The sequence below is a fragment of the Arcanobacterium bovis genome (assembly GCF_004331995.1).
GTDB lineage: Bacteria > Actinomycetota > Actinomycetes > Actinomycetales > Actinomycetaceae > Arcanobacterium_A > Arcanobacterium_A bovis.
Genome location: NZ_SJDT01000007.1, coordinates 52,480 through 71,263, shown reverse-complemented (window position 1 = coordinate 71,263; position 18,784 = coordinate 52,480). Strand labels below are relative to the sequence as shown.

The 18,784-nt window shown below is 51.4% G+C and carries 13 protein-coding genes and 1 pseudogene; all 14 read right to left on the bottom strand.

Annotated elements, in window-relative coordinates; translation table 11 throughout:
* A partial coding sequence (locus EZJ44_RS08085) for a PDDEXK family nuclease (protein WP_131282270.1) occupies positions 1–764 on the bottom strand: 764 nt, incomplete at its 3' end.
* Positions 765–1,026: 262 nt separating this feature from the next.
* Complete coding sequence (locus tag EZJ44_RS08080; protein WP_131282267.1) at positions 1,027–2,250, bottom strand: ABC transporter permease; 1,224 nt, start codon at positions 2,248–2,250, stop codon at positions 1,027–1,029.
* Complete coding sequence (locus EZJ44_RS08075) at positions 2,247–2,927, bottom strand: ABC transporter ATP-binding protein (protein WP_131282264.1); 681 nt, start codon at positions 2,925–2,927, stop codon at positions 2,247–2,249. Before EZJ44_RS08075 ends, EZJ44_RS08080 begins: the two co-directional genes overlap by 4 nt.
* On the bottom strand, positions 2,924–4,198 hold the full coding sequence (locus tag EZJ44_RS08070) for a peptidoglycan-binding protein (RefSeq protein WP_131282261.1): 1,275 nt from the start codon (positions 4,196–4,198) through the stop codon (positions 2,924–2,926). Before EZJ44_RS08070 ends, EZJ44_RS08075 begins: the two co-directional genes overlap by 4 nt.
* A gap of 179 nt (positions 4,199–4,377) precedes the next feature.
* Positions 4,378–5,130: a hypothetical protein gene (locus tag EZJ44_RS08065; RefSeq protein WP_131282258.1), complete on the bottom strand. Its 753-nt coding sequence runs from the start codon at positions 5,128–5,130 to the stop codon at positions 4,378–4,380.
* Positions 5,131–5,498: 368 nt separating this feature from the next.
* Positions 5,499–5,768, bottom strand: a pseudogene (locus EZJ44_RS08920) (peptidase inhibitor family I36 protein); the annotation flags it as partial.
* Positions 5,769–5,900: 132 nt separating this feature from the next.
* On the bottom strand, positions 5,901–6,842 hold the full coding sequence (locus EZJ44_RS08055) for a hypothetical protein (protein ID WP_131282253.1): 942 nt from the start codon (positions 6,840–6,842) through the stop codon (positions 5,901–5,903).
* Positions 6,842–7,834, bottom strand: a complete 993-nt coding sequence (locus EZJ44_RS08050) for a hypothetical protein (protein ID WP_131282250.1) — start codon at positions 7,832–7,834, stop codon at positions 6,842–6,844. The genes EZJ44_RS08055 and EZJ44_RS08050 overlap by 1 nt, the downstream gene beginning before the upstream one ends.
* A gap of 523 nt (positions 7,835–8,357) precedes the next feature.
* On the bottom strand, positions 8,358–10,589 hold the full coding sequence (locus tag EZJ44_RS08045) for an amidohydrolase family protein (RefSeq protein WP_131282247.1): 2,232 nt from the start codon (positions 10,587–10,589) through the stop codon (positions 8,358–8,360).
* Positions 10,590–10,760: 171 nt separating this feature from the next.
* Entirely contained in the window at positions 10,761–11,630 is an 870-nt protein-coding gene (locus tag EZJ44_RS08040) for a carbohydrate ABC transporter permease (protein ID WP_131282243.1), read from the bottom strand.
* A complete protein-coding gene (locus tag EZJ44_RS08035; RefSeq protein WP_131282240.1) occupies positions 11,627–12,661 on the bottom strand; it encodes a carbohydrate ABC transporter permease in 1,035 nt (344 codons plus the stop codon). The genes EZJ44_RS08040 and EZJ44_RS08035 overlap by 4 nt, the downstream gene beginning before the upstream one ends.
* A gap of 222 nt (positions 12,662–12,883) precedes the next feature.
* Positions 12,884–14,164, bottom strand: a complete 1,281-nt coding sequence (locus EZJ44_RS08030) for an ABC transporter substrate-binding protein (RefSeq protein ID WP_131282237.1) — start codon at positions 14,162–14,164, stop codon at positions 12,884–12,886.
* Between the two features lie 54 nt (positions 14,165–14,218).
* Positions 14,219–15,409: a glycoside hydrolase 5 family protein gene (locus EZJ44_RS08025; RefSeq protein WP_131282233.1), complete on the bottom strand. Its 1,191-nt coding sequence runs from the start codon at positions 15,407–15,409 to the stop codon at positions 14,219–14,221.
* Positions 15,406–18,678 (bottom strand): alpha-mannosidase, encoded by a 3,273-nt coding sequence (locus tag EZJ44_RS08020; protein WP_131282230.1) that lies wholly within the window; start codon positions 18,676–18,678, stop codon positions 15,406–15,408. Before EZJ44_RS08020 ends, EZJ44_RS08025 begins: the two co-directional genes overlap by 4 nt.
* Positions 18,679–18,784 lie beyond the last annotated feature (106 nt).

Genomic DNA, 18,784 nt, shown 5'->3' with positions numbered 1-18,784 from the left:
GCATAACTCAACCGAATGACACGAAATCCTAGCTTTGTTGCTTGCAAATCTCGTATTCGATCTGACGTGTAGTTCTCATATTTCGTATGGAATGTGTGGCTGTCAGCTTCGACAATCAATGACTTGCCAACTAGTAAATCTACGCGACCCACACCGTTGATCATGTGCTGTGCACGGACTTTGACCCGCTTCCTTTGGAAGAATAGTCGGAGTCGTGTTTCGCTTCCAGACTGGGCCGTATCAAGATATTTCATTGGTTTTGCCTTGTATGCCGGAAGTAGTGTGATTAGATGTTTTGCCTCAGTAAAAGAAATAAGACCCTGGTCTATTGCCGATTCAAATACTATGAGCGCAGTTTCTGTGTCATGAAATTTTGCCACTTGTAAAAGGCAGATATCTATGGGAAGAACGGTTGTCGGGTAGTGCTCTTGCATACGATGAAAAACTAAGTGACGGTGTTCTTGTTTGGTTTTGCTCACTGGGATTGCTTGGTGCTTTTCGAGAATTAGATGAGTTTGCGCAGGTGGAGGAGTCCAGAGTCCGCGCAAAGCACATCCGCTCAGGCAGCCTAAATGCACACCTAGTTGCGCAGCTTCAACTTCACTACTATGTGCTATTGGTGTTGCGTATGAGTTTCGTCGGATCCGCGTTAATCCGCCATTAGCCAGGAGTTTCTTAAGTTCGGTTTTGGTTGTGATCCCGAGGTTGAATAATTCTCTTCGGGTAAATACATTTTGTGCAGAGTTGATGCTTTGGTCGTTCATAGTCTCATGGATACCCGATAAATATCCGGTTTGTATGGCAATTTTCAAAGCTGTGGATATCTTTGGGACTATGGACAAAATGATGCGGGCGATTTGTGAGGTTTGTTAAGTAATTAGCTAATCATTTTGGTGTGAAGAAATCTAGCTTTCGCTCAATTTGTGCCTTAACTTAGGCGATCCCTTGCACATCGGTGCTATATAGCGCGATGAATAAGCCAACGCCTAAGTTAGGGCACCACACCTTAATCAGAGCGCAGTGCCCTTAATCAGAGCGCACTGCAATAGCTGGATGAATGGCCGACGCGCGAATCGCGGGATACGCCGATGCCACAATCCCAACTACTGCGCCGAGCACAGGGCCAAGTGCGATCCAGCCGAGATTGAGGTGCGCAGTCCAGTCGCTGATTATTGCAACGACCACCATGATACAAGCGGACACAGCGCTACCGATCAGACCGCCAAGCACGCCAGTGAGTGCACCTTCGACCCAGAACACTGAGGCAACTCGGCTGCGGGAGCTTCCGAGTGCGCGCCGCACGCCAATTTCGGTGGTGCGCGCTGTTACCGATACGATCATTGAGTTTGCAATAAGCAATATTGTGAGCACGATCAGGAATGCACCAACCCAAGCAGCTTGCCGTGCGAGCTGGCCTGAGACGTTGTCTCTAATTTTTTGCACAGATGCCACTTGCGAAGCCAATAATTTTTCGATGGCTTGTGGCATAATCGCCAGACGCGCCGCGTTAGACACTTGTACGCCGGCCCCGATTTTGGTGTGGATGAGAACTTCTGAACCACGATCGGTTTTGGTCATATTCAGTGCCGTTTGATACGGGATCATCACGTCGTTGTTGAGGCTATTCTTCGTGTCGATAACTCCCGCTATAGAAAATTCCGTATTGTTGATCGATATGGAGAGTCCTTCAAAGTCTGTGGTGTTTGGAATTTGGAGTTTCTCAGCGGCATCTTTTCCAAGAAAAGCAACCGGATATGATGTGTTGAGCATCCACGAGGTAGGCGGCTTGGTAATTTCAGCTGCGTCAAGGTAACTTTCGGTGATTCCAGATAGCTCAAGAGCCACATGGTCAATAGCTGCGATTGACCGGCTTATTTCTACGTTCATTATGGACTGAATATTAATTTTCCTGCCCACGGCATCAATTGTGGATATTTTCTTGAGTCGTTCTTCAGTGTCCGGTGGGAAGAACTGCTGGATCGTACCGGCTTTTATCTCTTCGGGAGTGCGGTCGGGCACTGCTTTTTCGGCGGGAGTGACCAGCACCTGATTGATCGTCGACGCCGCGATGTCCGCATCTACTTGGTATGCCGCATTTTGGGCGATTCCAACTGATGCCAACAACGCGCCGGTGCTCAGTGCCACTGCGCTGATCATTAACACGGTGCGAGCCATACGTGCCCGCAGCTCAATAGCTACGTCGATGAGAAGATCGACGAACGATAGGTGGTGTTTACGTTTTTTACTCATTGCCCGCTCTCCATCGAATCGATCTTGCCATCACGCAGGTGCACTACGCGGTCTGCCCAGCGTGCGAGCCGGTCATCGTGAGTGATTACTACGATAGCCACGCCTTTGGCGGCTTGCTGATCGAACAGGTCAAGCACGATTTTTGCGTTGAGCGAGTCCAAGTTTCCAGTGGGTTCGTCGGCAAGAAGTACTTGCGGGTGAGTAATGATGGCACGCGCAATGGCGAGTCGTTGTTTTTCTCCGCCGGACAGCAGGCGTGATAGTGAGTGTTTTCGTTCGAGCAACCCCACATTGCTCAGCGCATCGTTGATTGCTGCTTCTCGTTCCGCATGTGGAATACCGGTTATGGAGAGTTTTAGGTCGAGATTTTCCGCCACGGTGCGGTGTCCGAGCACATGGTAGTCTTGGAACACGAATCCGAGGACGTCGGAGCGAAGATGGTCGCGGCGTCGTCCGCTCAACGATTGTGTTTCGTGACCAGCGAGTTCGTAGGTGCCCGACGTCGGAACGTCGAGTAGCCCCATGATGTTGAGTAGCGTCGATTTTCCGGCACCAGAGTAGCCGAGGATTGCAACCTTTTCACCAGCATCAACGTCGAGATCGACGCCGTGGAGGACTGGCACTGGCGGCGTTACATTGTAGGTTTTGCGAATGTCTCGCAGGTGAAGCACACTCATTTTGCTACAACCACAGCGTCGTCAGTCTTGAGCGTATCGCCTTCAAGCAGCGCAAATCCCTCCGAAATGCGCGCCACTTTTATTTCTACTTTCTTGCTTTCGCTGCCATTTTTCAGGATTACGTATGTTTTTCCTGCTTCTTCGCGCAGCGCTGTGATTGGAATTGCGTTTCCTTCTGTTGCGTTTGCTGTGCTAGCAGCGGTAAGCACAACTTCTTGTCCGTCTTGGAACTGCTCGCCGGGTATTGCCACGGTAATGTCGTAGCCAGGTACTTGCGAGTGCTCGCCTTCGGAGGCTTGATGGAATTCGCTAACGCCTATAACGCTCACTTTCTGACCAGTGCTCGTGGAACCCGATTGAGTGATATCCACGGTTGCGCCTACGCCGAATGAAGCAATATCTGCAACGCTCACGCGCGCAACGGCAACGGCTTGACCTGAGCGAAGTTTGGCGAGTGGAGCTTCTGGGGTGATGTGCTGATTTACTCCCGCGATTGAAACTATAGTTGCTGGGCCAGCGGTAAGCGAGATGAATTCTGCTGCCCGGATCGGCGGCAACGGTGGAGCCGCAGGTAGCGTCGGTGCTGGTGCAGGTGCTGCCTCTGTACTCACGCTTCCTTCGCCGCTGCTAGACGCTGGTGCGCTGGCAGGAGCTGGAGTTGCCGAGGCTCCTGATGATGGCGCGGCACCCGCCGGTGATACTCCCGTGGACGGCGGGGTGGATCCTACCCGTTTGTACAGTGCTTTCATTGCGTTCGCAGTACGAGCGTCGTAAACGCCGGTGATTTTTCCTTTGTAGAGTCCAAGGCGAGCAAGTGCGCGCTGGACTTCTTTGACGTCCGCCCCGTCATTGCCTTCGTTGATGTCGCGGTAGAGATCGAATGGCAGGTCAAGCGCAATTACTGGCCGACCCGACACAAAAGCGAGTGTTTGCCCTGAGTTGAGCGTTTCTCCGGCGTTGCGGGTAACGCGTGTGACGACGGCCTGGTTACCCTCAGAGGCAGTGACAACGACGGCGCGCGAGGCTCCGAGAGAAGCTTTGCCTTTAGTTTCAACCATGACTGCTGGGAAGCTCCGCTTTTCAACTTTCGCGGTGACTTCTGGCTTGTACTGAGAGTTCTCAATGGCTTCTTCGTTTTTGGAGTGAACAAATGTGCCCGCAAAGAATGCTCCTGCCACCACAAGTAAGGATATGAATACCGTGAGGAATATCCACATGAACTTTTTCTTCTTATTATCACTTGTGCTGGTAGTTGCTTCTTCGTGACTCATGGTTTTTCCAATTGTTCGTTCGGGTTTTGCTGTGGCGCAAAACGATTTAGGTGACTGTTATGGGCGTTGGTCTGGCTTGGTGTGGGGTGGCTATGCCGCCACCCCACACAACAGAGATTGGTGATTATGTGTTGGTAAATATCCTATCTTTTGGTTCCCGCTAAATTTGATGGCCGATTTTATTTCGGCAGTTCGAAGAGTTCTGGGTGGGCGTTGATGTATTCTTTTGCGTCTGAGAGTGTCTTGTCGATTTTTTGGCGTTGGGCTATGAGTTCGTCGGCGTATTTGGTGATGATTGGTGCTTGGAGTTCTGCCCAGATTTCTACTAGGCGTGGGGTGGCGTTGAGTTTTTCTTGGCATTCTGCTGCTTTGATTGCGGCTGCGAAAGCTTGAGGTGTGCGATCTTCAGCGGTGAAACCTTCAACGTATCCAGGTGCTTCTTTTTTAGACTGAAGTCCTTTTTCTGCGTAGCATTGTTCAATTTCTTTGACAACTGCTTGTGCTCGCTGATCCTTCATCAGCTCATATCTGGTATTTGCAAGAGGAGTGGTCCATGGGCCGCTGGGTGCTATATTTTCAAATTCGAATTTGGAAACGTCTGGTTCGTCTTTGCAAGTATCACGCATTTTCTTTACTTGATCGTCAGGGATCATTCCGTTGAGATTGCCGGGGTGATTCGCTGGTTTTTGCGTATGAGTGGTGGTTAATGAAGGATTGTCGAATGCGTTTTGGGTGGCGAGTGCTTTTGTCCAGGGGCCGAATTCGGTGAAGGCGATGTTTTTTCCATCAGCCATATCTGTGATGCGCCAGCCTACCCAGGGGATACCGAGTTTTTCTCGAGCGCATTTTGCAGTGGCTACGCTTGCTGCTGATAGAAGTGTTTGGCGGTCGGATTCGGTGAGGTTGTATCGGTCTGATGGGAGTGTGACCATGAAGTTCGTTTTGTCTATGTCTGCTTTAAGGTTGAGCCCAGCGGGCGCTGAAGAGGTTTCTTTTTCTTCAGTGCCCGCTGAGCAACTTGAGGCACAAGCGCATAGCGTTAGCGAAACGGACAAAGCAATCAGTTTAGAGAATCTTATTTTCATTGAAGTAACTTTCATTTTGTGACGTATCGATGTGCTTGACTTGTGCCGAGGTTTTCGGTTTAGCAACCGTCGTAGGTTACTCTGCTGATGCGATCTGCCCAATTCTCATTAGCGTATGGGCCAACGCCTGCACCGTTTGAAAGGTTGGGATCCTGGTAGTTGGACCCTTTCATATACTTACTGTATAAAGTGAAATATGATCCACTGTTGCCCCAGCGGTAATCGTAGAAATGTGTGGCGTAGCATGATTTGCCATTCGCGGCTGCTGATTTGGTGTTATTATCTCGGCTAGCGTGGACTGGTGAGGAATGGCTGTAATTTTCGCCTGCAATACCATCATAATTATAGTGTATCCATACGCATGATGCGCCGAGTGGGCATGCTCCAGTTCCTGCGCTTGCGATTGGTGCTGCCACGACTAGGCTGGTTGCAGCGAGTGTTACTGCTGCGATGGAAGCTTTAAGGCTTCTAGTTTTTTTGTTCATCTTTATCTCCTATGATAAGGACGTTTTCTTCGTTGGTAATTAAGCGGTTTGCTTAATTATCAATTATGGTAGCGCACACTCGATCCTAATGGAAGCGATTTTGATAAATATTTCCATTAATTGAATGTTTAATTATTTTGGTGGTTTGAAGAGTTCTGGGTGGGCGTTGATGTATTCTTTTGCGTCTGCTACTGCCTTATCGATTTTTTGGCGTTGGGCTATGAGTTCGTCGGCGTATTTGGTGATGATTGGTGCTTGGAGGTCTGCCCAGATTTCTACCAGGCGTGGAGTGGCGTTGAGTTTTTCTTGGCACTGCGCTGCCTTGACTGCCATTGTAAGATTTCTTGGAGTGATTTCATCTGGAATGACTCCCTCAACGTAGCCAGGAACTTCCGAACTCATCTTAAGTCCTGCTTGGACAAAACATTGATCCAATTCACGGATTATATTTTGTGCTCGTTTGTCTTTTAATAGCTGGCTACGCGTGTTGTTCAGCTCTTCGGTCCATGGGCCGTGAGGAGCCAGTTTGCGAGTGTTGAAATGATTTAATGTTTCTTCTTTAGCGCACTGGTCGTTGACGGTTTGTCGTTGTTGCTCGGTGAATTGGCTGTTGTGTTCGAGTGGGTCTGTTTCTCCTGCTGGAATTTTGATTCGTGTTTCAGGTATTAAGGCATTGAACATAGAAGGATTCGAGAAACCATACTTTTCTGCAATTTTTACATTCCACGGTCCAAATTCGGTGAAAGCAAATGGTTGACCGTCGCTGAGTCTCCAAGTGGGGACGCCCATAATCGGGATATTTAGCTTATTTCTTGCGCATTCTGCAATGACTGCGGATTCAGCGGATTGGAGTATTATTTCGTCGCTACTTAACATTTGGATATTTGCATAACGATCACTCGGGAGCGTGATCGAATAGTGTTCCTTGTCAATATCCGCTTTAATGTCAAGCTCGGTGGAGGGAATGGATTTTTCCTCCACCGATCCTGAGCAGGAGCATAAACCCAAGCATGCCAAAAGAATAAGACTGACCGTGCGCACCTTGCAGATTGCCATTTTCTTGTGTGTGTTCATTACGATCCAACACTAGTGTTAGTGCTTTTCCACTCGTAGAAGTATTGAGGATTCTTCGAAACGAATTCGCGTGCTTGTTGCACCATCTCGTCTATCCGACGCCGATTCTCAACAAGTTCGTTGGCATATTTTTCGATCATTGGTGCTTGCAACTCGGCGAGGGCTTCAGCAACGCGAGGAACTGCATTGATCTTCGTTTTGCAGTCAACTTCTACCAGTGCCATCTTTATCTGCTCAGCATCAATAATTTCGGGCCGTGCACCTTCAATCGACCCTCTGAAATCTTCACTAGGTTTGTAGCCTGCCGTTATATAACACTGCTTGAGTTCTTCAAGAACAGCTTTTATTTTGGCACTTTGCCCAAAGTCATCTGAACTGCTCGCGACTTTACCAACTTCGGGTATATACATTGCAGAATATGGGTATTTATCGGTTTCAGGGTTTGATGAGCACTCTTCTTGCATCTTTTCAAAATCCTGTTCCGAAATTTGTGAATTCGGATTATCGGGATCAATCACCGGATGCTCCCGTTCGTACTGTATTGATTTTTCATATTCTTCTTGAGACATTGCTTTTGGCCCAACGTAAGGCTTGGTCATGGGCCTCATCGCGTAGCCGAGCCGCTCTGCGCGCTCCTTGATCCATGGGCCAAGTTCGTTCCACACAGCAGCGTCGGGGTCGCCCTTAATAAGCGGCGTTTTCCATGGAATTCCAAGTTTTTCATGGGCACATTTAGCCATTCCGCCTGATCTTGCAGAGTTGATCAGAGCCTCTTCTTCATTCGAGGCAGCAAATCTATCGAGAGGTAGCGTCACTCGGCCCGTTTTGAAATCGACGTCGGCTTTCAGATTTAGGCCAGACGCAGCTGTTTCGCTGGAGTTCTGGGTTTTCTCAACGGCGCTAGTTTCGTTCTTTGCGGTGTCGCTTTGACACGCTCCTACAAGCATGACGCATACTGCCAGCGATGTTACAAATACTTTATTCGTCTTCATAATCCTAGCTTTCACGTTCTTAGTAGCGCCTATGGCGCTCCTGCTTCATTGCGGGGAAAGTGTCATTTCTGAAATATAAAGTCTGAAATACTAAGTCGTTGTTGATTATAACAGTTCCTGATTGCAACAAATATAGATTCAGCGGAGCGAGTCTATATTTTCAATCAAAACCAGCCGCACACTCGGCAAACAACACACTAGGCACGCCGCGAGCCCAGCAAACCGCAAGCCCGCCAAACCCCACACCCAACACACCTCATACCCACCAAACCACGCGTTTAGCGCTCCACCAGCAGAAAAGAAGTGTGGGGTATGACGTACACTGCGCTTTAGCGCGCGTGCCGTCATACCCCACACTCTGTGCCGATTGCTGCTATGTTTTTTGCAGCAGGCGTGCCACCGCAACACCACGGTAGATTCACCATCGCAAAACTGCAGCATCACCGCAGATCGCTACCGCAACGCCGCTGTGGTTTTGTCACCGCAAAATCACAGCAACATTAGCGGTACGCATACGTGGTGCTTAATGCTTATTTCCATAAGCAACTGCACCTTCCCAGGTGCGCACGTATGCTTCCGTTGAGCTCATGAGCTCTTTCTTCATCTGTGGTGCGTCCTTTCCTGCTTGTTGTAGCAGGTCAGTGAGGTAATCTGCCAGTAAGCCGTAATGAGACATGCCATCCTTGTTGAAATCCCACGTGCGTTCACCAGTCACGTTGCGGTCAAACACTGCTCCCGACGGCGCAGTGATCGGGTACTTCAAAGGATTCGTTGCGGCGTCCTTACGAGCTACCGGCAGCGGACCCATACCGTTGATATCTGTGCCGAGACCAAAATGGTTCAACGACGGCGTCACGCTATGATCTGCGCGCCAATCGTTCACCTGTTTATCGGTAGGAGACAAATAAGATGCGTAGAATCCTCCCTGCTTAATGATCTCTTCATAGAACAGCGGATCAGACCACGTGTGATTAGACATCACACCAGGGTAGCCGGCTTCTTTCGTGATCTCGAGAGTGCGCTTGATCGTCTTCACGCTCATATGATCGACGTTGATAACCATGCCCCGATCCATGAGCTGGCGAATCAAGTATTCGCCGAGCTCGGTCAGCCCTTTGCGGTTGCAAATCTTGCCGGAAGGATAAATCGGCAGAACGCCGTCGTAATCCTTTCCAAACACCTTCTTGTAAACCTCGAGCAACTTGTCGTTATTCATAACGAGCGGAAGGTCGGCAGGCCCGTCACCCTCGCACTTCTCTACCTGGAAGAACGTGCCATTCGATACCACGTTACCGAAGGTCATAATCGTGCCGGTGGTGCCATTGTCGAATCGCGTGCCACCAAAAGCATTATCGAACTTGTGAATTGGGAAGACGTTGGAAACTCCCATCTTCTCCAACTCATCAAGGCCTTTATCAATATCTTCCTTTGAGCAGCTGGTGATGCCGGTGCAGCCAAATAATTCCGACACCTCAATGCCGATTGATACTGCCATCTTTCCGCTTGCCACGATACGGCGCATATCCGCCGGAGTGCGGGCGATCTGCAAGAATCCCTTTCCAGGTCCGCCATTTTGCGCATCGACGTAGTCGATCAGTTTTTGCATCTGAGCAGCTTGCGCGCGCACTTGCTCCATTTCATTGCAGCTTGTGCCCTTAATCGGGTAAATATCGCAAATCACTCGGTTGCCCACATATATAACATTGAGCGCACGCACGCCCGCTTTCCATGCGCGCTCCAATCCGGTGTAGTACCCAGTTTGGTGAAGGAGCGCAGTAGGCGTTGGACGGTTGGTGAACGTTGGCCAGCCGTCAACATTTCCATACATCTTTGTGCCAGCTAGGAGCATTTCAAAGAACGTACCTGCACCGATTCGATGCGACTCGCACGGTGCCAAAGCCTCCTGGATTCCTCCTGGGTGGAAAGGCTTTCCGCAGAACAGATGCCCGCCAAAACCCCATACCGAGAGTAGATGTTGGTGCGCATCAATGATGCCATTCAACGTGCCGTCTGGATTGACGGTGGGCTCGGTTGGCTCGGAAATCATATTGATTTGTCCGTGTGGAATTTGGGCACAACCACTGGCTGGAATCAGCGAAAATGTGGTGTTTTTGTAGGAATCTGCGTTGCCTACAGCCAATTTTCCGAATCGTGTTCCCAACTGTTGACCCGTTTTTGTGGCGACGATCTTGAAATTGTCACCCTCGGGTGTGATCGTCCAATCCGCGCGATCTCCATAATTCGTACCAGCCCATACTTCGTCGAATATAGAGGCGAAAAGTGGGCGTCCTTGCTGGTCAACGAGGCGGTAGCGACCCAAAGTGGTAGCCTCGAAAGCGATTGGGGTGGCCTGCCCTTCCTCAGCGCTCGTTGGGTAGCCGATATTTGCAGTGCTCACGAACTTGCGGCTGCTCGGATCCTTGGCTGCATCTGGAGTATTAATACGCATCGTGAAACAACGATTGTCGAGGGAAACGTACGGTGTGAGGGTGGCTTTCGGCATCGATTCCGTTAGTCCAGCGCCAAGTTGCATCGAATTGTAGCTAGTCACGGTGGCTGGTTTAGCGCTGTCGGCCTTCATTAACGAAAGCGCGTCCGTATCTTGTTCTGATTCGGTGGCGACGGCGTTCGCTACCGTTGCCATCGACAGTAACGGTAGCGAGAGTGCCAGCGCTAGGATTTTGCGCAATTTGCGCCGAGAGCGTGGATTGTGCCGCGCCTGGGTGTAGTTGTGTTGTATAGAAATAGGTCTCATTATTTTGCCGTTCTACTACATCTTCGTTGATGTTTGCGTGGTTCGGACTATTGCTCCAAACGTAGCAAAACGCACAATTGTCTATTGCGTGAGACTGATTGTATCACACATATAAAAACGGCAATGTATTTTGACGAAACGCGCGAGAACCGTCAACACGCGCGAGAAGCGTCAACCTTTCACAGCGCCGTCGGCAACGCCACGGAAGAAGAATTTTTGCGTGAAAGCGAACAGAATGATGATCGGTAAGAGAGCAAGCATAGTTCCAGCTGCTACAACGCGTGGGTTAGCTGCAAAAGCGGAATTGAGGTACTGCATGCCCACAGTGAGTGTATACTTCGCTGGATCGGAGAGTACCACGAGCGGCCAGAGGAAGTCGTCCCATGCTTGAATGAAAGACATAAGTGCCACAACTGATGCCATTCCGCGCACATTTGGCCACACCACATAACGAAGACGCTGCCAAGTATTTGCGCCGTCAATAGTGGCTGCATCAATCACGGCAGGCGGGATAGAGCGGCAGGCAGTAGCCATTAAGAGCACGTTAATCGCGGTAATGGCAGTAGGTAAGAATACGCCTACGAGAGTATTTGCCAAGCCCATCGACTTAATGGTGAGGTACTGCGAGGTGAGCGTAACTTCGCCGGGAAGAAGTAGTGTGGACAGGATAAATGCCAAGGCGAATCCGCGCCCGCGGAAGCGAAGGTTGGCTAGGGCATAACCGGCACACGTGGAAAATACGATATTCGTAATAACCATCGCGACAGACACGAACAGCGAATTCCACGCATATTGTACAACTGGGATTGCGCGGGTAACTTCGCCATAATTCGCCAAAGTTGGATCTTCAGGAATCAAATTGGGCGGGAAGGAGTAGATATCCTCCCACGGTCCTTTGAGTGAAGTAGACAGTTGCCACAGAAAAGGTCCAACCGCAATCACCAACATCAGGAGCAAAAGTGCATATCGGCCGATAATTCCGAGCGTGCTCGATCTTTCAATGCCGTTTCCGCGTAGCGTTTCCAAACGTGATTGTTTCATCGGAGGTTCTCCCTTTCTTCAGGGGCGACGTCGGTGCCAACGGTTGTGGGAGCCGCATCTGTAGTAACGTGACCACTTGCCGCGCGGCCACTAGCCACGCGAGCTTTTGCGGCGCGACGTGCGAGCTTCGCCGTCTTCCGAATGCGTAAAGTTTCGCGGATTTCCTCGCCTTGATTGAGGTACATAACGAAGAGTAATGGCACGATTGTGAGAGCAAAGAGCACTACGGAAATTGCCGAGGCGTAGCCTAAATTGCCGTTGAGACCTTTTCCTGTTTGCTGAATGAGCATCACCATCGATTGAGATTTTCCGCCGGGGCCGCCGGAGCCGTTCGTGAGCACGTAAATTTCGGAAAATACGCGCATCGCTGCCACTGTAATCAGCGCCGACACCAGCATCATAGCTCCACGTACACCAGGAACCGTCACGCTCCAGAAGCGGCGCCACCAACCAGCGCCGTCAAGAGCAGCAGCTTCATACAATTCTTTGCTCACATTGCCCAAAGCGGCGAGGTAAACCACCATGTAGTATCCCAAACCCTTCCAGATCGTGAGCGAAGCGGCCGAAATAATAATCAGCCAGCGATCAATGAGAAAGTCAATGGGAGTGTCGGTAATGCCAATGAACTGCAAGGATTCATTAATGATGCCGCGCGAATCGAAGAGCCAGCTCCAAATGATTCCCACCACTACAACAGAAGCGATTACTGGGAAATAGTATGTGGTGCGAAAGACGGAAATGCCCGGAACTTTTTTCTCAACGAGCAACGCGAGAAGCAATGGCAAGAAGGTGAGTAATGGAACGCAGAGCACCACATATAACAAGCTGGTGATCAGCGCATATATAAACCGTTCGTCGGAAAACAGTTGGGTGAAGTTCTCAACTCCGATGAAATTGGGCGTTCGCAGCGGGCGAGCGTCGGTGAAAGCTAAATAAACGGTGTTCAAAAATGGCCAAATCGCAAATACGGCAACCCAGATCAGAGCTGGAGCGAGCAGCAAATATGGGGTGTACCAGCGTTGAAACTTCATAGGTCTTCCTTGTAGATTTGTGTTGGGTTGTGATGCTGGCGGCTGGGTGGGAAATCTCCGGTGCAGAAGATTTCCCACCCGCGCCACCTGCGGCGTTAGCAGTGCATGTACAGCACCTATGGCGCTATGTACAGCGATACCGCCACCTGTAGCACCTGTGAGGTTCCACGTGAGCACCACGTGGATCACGTCAAAGCGGCATATATCCGCTATGAGTCATTTCTACTTTTGGAGGTTCTTGTTGGCGTAGTCTACAGCCTTATCAAGTGCCTCTTGGATGCCAATTTCGCCCTTGACGGCAAGTGCCATCTGCTGTTGCAGGTACTTGTCCATGTCGTAGGTGAACTGAATCGGGTACTCAGGAGTTGCCTTGCTCAGAGCCTGAGCAGCGTCCGTCGTCGCCTTCTTTTGCAGCTCATTCTTCACTACACCAGTGAAGGATTCTGGCTTTGCATTCGCTTCGTTGGTACCAGGGAAGAAGCCCTGCGCGATCTTCACGAACTCAATTTGGTTTTCATTACTGGTCAAGAACTTGGCAAAGGCAAGAGCGGCTTCAGGAGACTTCGAGTTCTTCGCAACCGAAATTCCCTGAATAAACAACGGCGGGTGACCGATACGCGGCGTCGCTACCGTCGTCGCTAGCAGCGATGGAGCTTCTTTCTCCAGCTCGGAAGCGAAACCTGCCGAAGCGGTGGTCCACGCCGTCTTACCTGCCTTGTAAAGGTGCGAGTTGCCTTGGTAATCAGCGTTCAAAGCTTCAGCAGGCATTGCGCCAGCTGCGTATGCGTCCTTGTAACGCTGCACTACCTTGACAGCCTCGGGCGAGTTGAATACGAACTTGCCATCCTTGATGATCTCCACGCCAGCGGATGAGAGCGTGCCGGTACGTGGCACGTCCGAAATCATCTTCACCTGGCCATTTGTTGCCTTGGCAACTTGGTTTGCCATAGCGAAGAGAGAATCGAGATCGGTTGGAAGCTTGTTGGTATCAATGCCTGCCTTCTTGAGCAAATCAGTGTTGTACCAGTTCAGATCGGTACCCAAGTACCAAGCGTAGGCGTACTGACCCTTCATACCTGGGTAGCGGTAGGCGTCCGTTGCCTGCTTAACGTAGGCATCAAGCGCTTTTGCATCCGCTTTCTCAAGATCGGTAAGCATATCTACCTGCGCCAACTTATAAGCGAACTCAGGTGGAAGGTTGATAACATCTGGCAGTTCGTTGGAGTTAGCCTGCTGGAGAATCTTGTCTTCGTAGCCATCGCCTGGCTGATCGATCCACTTGACCTTGACCTTTGGATTTGCCTTCTCGAAATCGGCAATCACCTTTTCAAAGTACGGTGTGAAACGGTCGTTCTTCAAGCTCCACGACTGGAACGTGATATCTCCCGAAACTTCTCCCTTACCGGAAGCCGAATCGGATTTATTGTCTGAGCTACCGCCCGTGCAGGCGGTCAATGCGAGAGCACATACTGCCGAAATAGCAGCAATCTTTTTGAATCGCATTTCTTCTCCTTTGAAGATTGAGGGGATAATTTTCTGATCGTGACGGCAAAGAAACTAATCCTCACCTCCTCGATCAGCTAACCGCAGCGCCCGTACATCGCCGTCGAGAGCATGGCCGATCCAAGCGTCGAAGATCTGACCGTAAGGATTGCTGAGGTTGCGTGTTTTTTCATCGACGACGACGGCGACGGACTCGCGTTCGTTACCGGCGTCGCTATCAACTGAGGCCCATTTTTCCGCCGATGCCTTGAAAGCATCGCCGATTGGTTTCGTCTTTCCGTTTTCGTCAATAAGACCAAGTGTGTGCTCGAAATATGGGAAATCGACGAGTTCAGAGTTTACGTCGTGCGAGCACCACCAGGTTATTGCCTCAAGATTCGGGCTAACGCCACCACCATGAGCGCCCATGAGGGTGTCTACAGTGTCGATAAGGAACTCAGGAGCTTTCGCAACCGACACGTAGTTTTCGGGAGCGCCGACCTCTTGCAGCCAGATTGGCCGGTGTGGATCGTTGCTCCACGCCGCAGCTAGCTCGCATAAATAGCGAGCAAACCACGGAAGTAGGGGAGAGTCAACGCCGTAGCGCGGACCAAGTGCGCCGAATATCCACGAATGCACGGTAGTGGAATCTCCACGTGTCACTGCCGCGTGTGGGCCAAATGGCTGCGAGGGTTCAAACCACAAATCGTCGTCATGCGATTGAACATGACGCCCGCCTGGCCATACTCGCTTCGCTTCGCCCAACAGAGAATCAAGCCAGGTCAAAGCCCCTTGGGGAGAAGTTTCGTGGCGGTGGGGATGGCGTTGAGCAGCGAACTGCATAAATTCGTTGCCGAGGGTCAATCCAGTTGTGCCTGGAATATCTCGTAGGGCTTCACCGAGCACGCGCACGAGATCTTGTTGAGCGGCAACCACCTGCGGATCGGTGAAAATATTGCGATCATGCCAGGTGGAAACCCACGAGGGGAGGAAATCGAAAGACGATAGATGCCCTTGAAGCACGTCGATACTCGACTCTAATCCTGCTTCATGCGCTAGTTGCGCGGTTGTGACCACTGCGTCCACTGCCGCAGTGCGAATGAGATTACGATTGGGCTGCAAGAGCGGCCATAGCGGGAAAATTCGCACATGATCTGCGCCAATACTCTTAATCTGCGCAAAGTCTGCGGACACTGCGCCGGCGTCAAAATCGAGCCAAGAATAGAACCAGCCTTGGCGGGGCGTGTAATTAACTCCGAATTTCATCGTTCCTCCATGTTGAACCGCAGCGTTGCGATCTGGAATGCTCCCAGCTCAAGCGTGTAATTTTCGCCGTCATATTCGACGTGTGGTGACATCGGGGAGTCTTGATACAGCAAGTTCGTACAGCGCACGTTACGAGCGTGGTTGATGCGCAGTTTCGCAGTTCGTGGGCCGCCTTCCGCTTCGTAGAGACGCACGACGACGTCGCCCGAACGGTCTGGTGCTAGCGCGACAGACTCAACAATTGCCCCCTCAACTTGGATGAGTGGTTCGACGGCGCACTGCGTATCTGGGCTGGGGATGTGTGCTGGGTTCGCGCTGTGTGTTGAGTTCGCAGTGCGTTCTGCGTTACATATATCCCGGCTGATCTTCCCACTAATGTCTCCGCCGCACTTCACTTGCCGCTCGCCGATATTGAGCAGTTGCCCCTCTTGCGTGGCGCGCAGAATTGAGGCGCCAGGAATAACGCGGAAATTCCATGCGTGGCTACCTTGATCTTGCTCAGGATCAGGGAATTTTGCTGCCTTCACCAACGTGGCGCGCACCAGGCTCCAGGTGCCACGCTGCGAATTGGCATGCCGTGTCACATCCCAGCCATAGGTGGAGTCATTTGCTATGGCAAGACTCTGTGTTGAGTTCGCAAGGCGCAACCAACGATGTGCTGAGACTTCGAAGCGGTAGGCGTCCCATGAGGTGTTTTCATGGGTGGCTCGCTCGATATACCCCATCTGGGTTTCGTATTGCGCGCGATCCGTGTGGATATTCGTGGGGAAGGCCATTTTGAGGAGTTTTTCCTGCTCATGCCAATCGGCTTCCACATGCAGATCAATTGTGTCGGCTCGAAGCGTCCACACAAGCCGAACTTGAGAAGAATCGAAGCGAGCGCTGGCGTGAACGCGCACTTCGCCGGCGTCTTCCTTGATGGAATCGAGGGTCATATCGCTGATAACCGTGCGTGAACTACGGTAGAAAGGATCGATGTCCCAAGCGTCCCACATATTGGGGAAATCTTGGTGAAGATGGAGTTCACCAGCTCGCTCACCTGCGGGGATATATTCGGTTCCGGTATGGTCGCGCATGCTTGTGCAACAGCCGGATTCATCAAAAACAACCGTAAGACCATGGGTAATGATCGTCCGTGCGTCTCTATCAACCTGAATTTGAGGTGCGACGTTCGTGGGTATTCCCGCACTGAGGGCAGGTACGCCGCGATATGGGAATGACGACGCGTTTGCAACAATGCTGGTCGCGGCGGTGTTCGTTGTACCCGTGGCGTTCGCGTCATGTGCGTCGTGGGTGCCTAGCGAAACGTCGTCTGTAGCGTTATCGGTACCTTGTGCGTTATTACTTGCGCAAAGTGCTGAGAGAGCCTGGGTGATCAGATGCTCGCACAGCTGAGCGAGCTTCGTGTGTAGTTCGCACACTTCTCGATATACCCAAGCAACCGATGTACCAGGGAGAATATCGTGGAACTGGCACAACAACAGATCGTGCCACGCCTGGCGCAATTCATCGTAAGGATAATCTATCAATCCACGAGTTGCAGCCGTAGCACACCACAGTTCAGCTTCGCGCAAGAGCGCTTCACTCCGACGATTTCCCTGCTTGGCAGATATTTGTGACGTGAATGTTCCGCGATGAAGCTCAAGATATAGTTCACCAACCCAAACAGGGAGGTCTGTGTAGTCGTTTTCGGCACGCTCGAAGAACTTATGTGGAGATTCCACAACCGTGCGCGGTGCACCTTCCAGATTCTCGACGCGCGCCAGGCGATCCATCATTTCGCGGGTAGGCCCACCACCGCCGTCGCCATAACCAAAGGGAAGAAGCGAGCACGTAGCTTTGCCTTTGTCTTTGAAATTTTCGACGGCGTGGATGAGCTGCGCGCCCGTAACCTCCGAGCCGTACGTATCGGCCGGTGGAAAATGCGTGAAAATTCGGGTGCCGTCGATTCCTTCCCATGCCAGCGTATGATGCGGGAAAGTGTCAACCTGATTCCACGAAATTTTCTGAGTGAGGAAACGCTCGATTCCGGCCTCTTTGGCAAGCTGTGGAAGTGCCGCAGAATAGCCGAAAGAATCAGGTAACCAGATCTCTTCGCACTGCACGCCGAGTTCGTCTTGGAAAAAACTCAAGCCCTCGACTAGCTGCCGGCACATGGCTTCGCCACCTGGGAGAACGGCGTCGGGCTCCACCCACATGCCGCCCACCGGCACGATTGAACCTGAGCGCACGCACTCGCGAATACGCTCAAATAGCTCTGGATCCAGCTCCTTTACCCACGCAAGATGCTGCGCGGCGGGAAACGCAAAGACGAGCCCCGTGCCGTCTTCGATGAGTCGGACGACGTTCGCTAGCGTGCGAACAACCTTGCGTTTCGTTTCGCGAATTGGCCAGAGCCATGCCGAATCGATGTGTGCGTGCCCCACGGCGCTGAGTCGATGTGCGTTTGGAAGTGCCGGTTTTGCCAGTTCAGGGGCAAGTATTTCCCTCGCGGCGCCAGCAGTAGCGGGAATATTTGCCAGATCGAGGGCGTCAAGTGCCTTGTTGAGGCTGTGGAGTACGCGCCACTCGCGATCACCAAAATGTGGTTGTGCCTGGATTAGCTCAATCAAGATTGAGATATCCAGTGCGAGTGCGTAGACCTCGGTGTGGCGGATCGTAAGGTCGGCTTGTGTCAGAGTGTAAAGATCGTTGAGCGACGACGTAAGTTTATCGCCGTCGTAAGATGGCTGGAACGGAGGAACGGCTAGGAGCAGGGGATTTGCTGCGGCTTCGATGCTAAACTCGGCTGTATCACCTGGATTTTGCGGCAATGGAATCCAGCGGTTCTTGGGGTTGAGCGCCTTGATTGCCTGGCCAGCATGGTTGCGCACAAGCCCTTCACATTGGAAGCCTGCGGAATGATCCGCCCAGCCCAGATCGATCACTGCTTCGAAAACATCTTTGTTGTGCAGATCCAGCTCTGGGATGGTGGTACGCACCGAAAACCAGACAGTTTCCCACGGCGCTCCCCAAGATGTTCCTGCGGTGATGCTTTCAAATTCGTTCCATGGAATCTTGTTATATGGCAATGGTTCACCGATGATTTCACGGTTGTGGACTTGGTGGTTGGGCGTTCGGTTCGTCTGGCGATCGTTGGCGTAGCTTTCGCGGGGGACTCGCCAATAGGTCACATCCAGCGGAGCGACGACGGTGTGCTGCGCGGGCAGAATCTTCTCGCGCAGAGTGCGTTCCACGCGCTGCGTAAGAATCTGGCGATTATCGTGCATCGATGCTCCTTATGAGATGGCTTCTTTGAAATCTCTTACTTTCTGTAGCATAGGAACTAAACCGTTTTAGTGCAAGACTTTAAGCCAAATTTATGCGAAAGTATTT

Bases quoted from the DNA above. Each gene is read 5' to 3' on its own strand.
- EZJ44_RS08080 (WP_131282267.1), bottom strand. From the start codon at position 2,250: ATGAGTAAAAAACGTAAACACCACCTATCGTTCGTCGATCTTCTCATC.
- EZJ44_RS08075 (WP_131282264.1), bottom strand. From the start codon at position 2,927: ATGAGTGTGCTTCACCTGCGAGACATTCGCAAAACCTACAATGTAACG.
- EZJ44_RS08070 (WP_131282261.1), bottom strand. From the start codon at position 4,198: ATGAGTCACGAAGAAGCAACTACCAGCACAAGTGATAATAAGAAGAAA.
- EZJ44_RS08065 (WP_131282258.1), bottom strand. From the start codon at position 5,130: ATGGTCACACTCCCATCAGACCGATACAACCTCACCGAATCCGACCGC.
- EZJ44_RS08055 (WP_131282253.1), bottom strand. From the start codon at position 6,842: ATGAACACACACAAGAAAATGGCAATCTGCAAGGTGCGCACGGTCAGT.
- EZJ44_RS08050 (WP_131282250.1), bottom strand. From the start codon at position 7,834: ATGAAGACGAATAAAGTATTTGTAACATCGCTGGCAGTATGCGTCATG.
- EZJ44_RS08045 (WP_131282247.1), bottom strand. From the start codon at position 10,589: ATGAGACCTATTTCTATACAACACAACTACACCCAGGCGCGGCACAAT.
- EZJ44_RS08040 (WP_131282243.1), bottom strand. From the start codon at position 11,630: ATGAAACAATCACGTTTGGAAACGCTACGCGGAAACGGCATTGAAAGA.
- EZJ44_RS08035 (WP_131282240.1), bottom strand. From the start codon at position 12,661: ATGAAGTTTCAACGCTGGTACACCCCATATTTGCTGCTCGCTCCAGCT.
- EZJ44_RS08030 (WP_131282237.1), bottom strand. From the start codon at position 14,164: ATGCGATTCAAAAAGATTGCTGCTATTTCGGCAGTATGTGCTCTCGCA.
- EZJ44_RS08025 (WP_131282233.1), bottom strand. From the start codon at position 15,409: ATGAAATTCGGAGTTAATTACACGCCCCGCCAAGGCTGGTTCTATTCT.
- EZJ44_RS08020 (WP_131282230.1), bottom strand. From the start codon at position 18,678: ATGCACGATAATCGCCAGATTCTTACGCAGCGCGTGGAACGCACTCTG.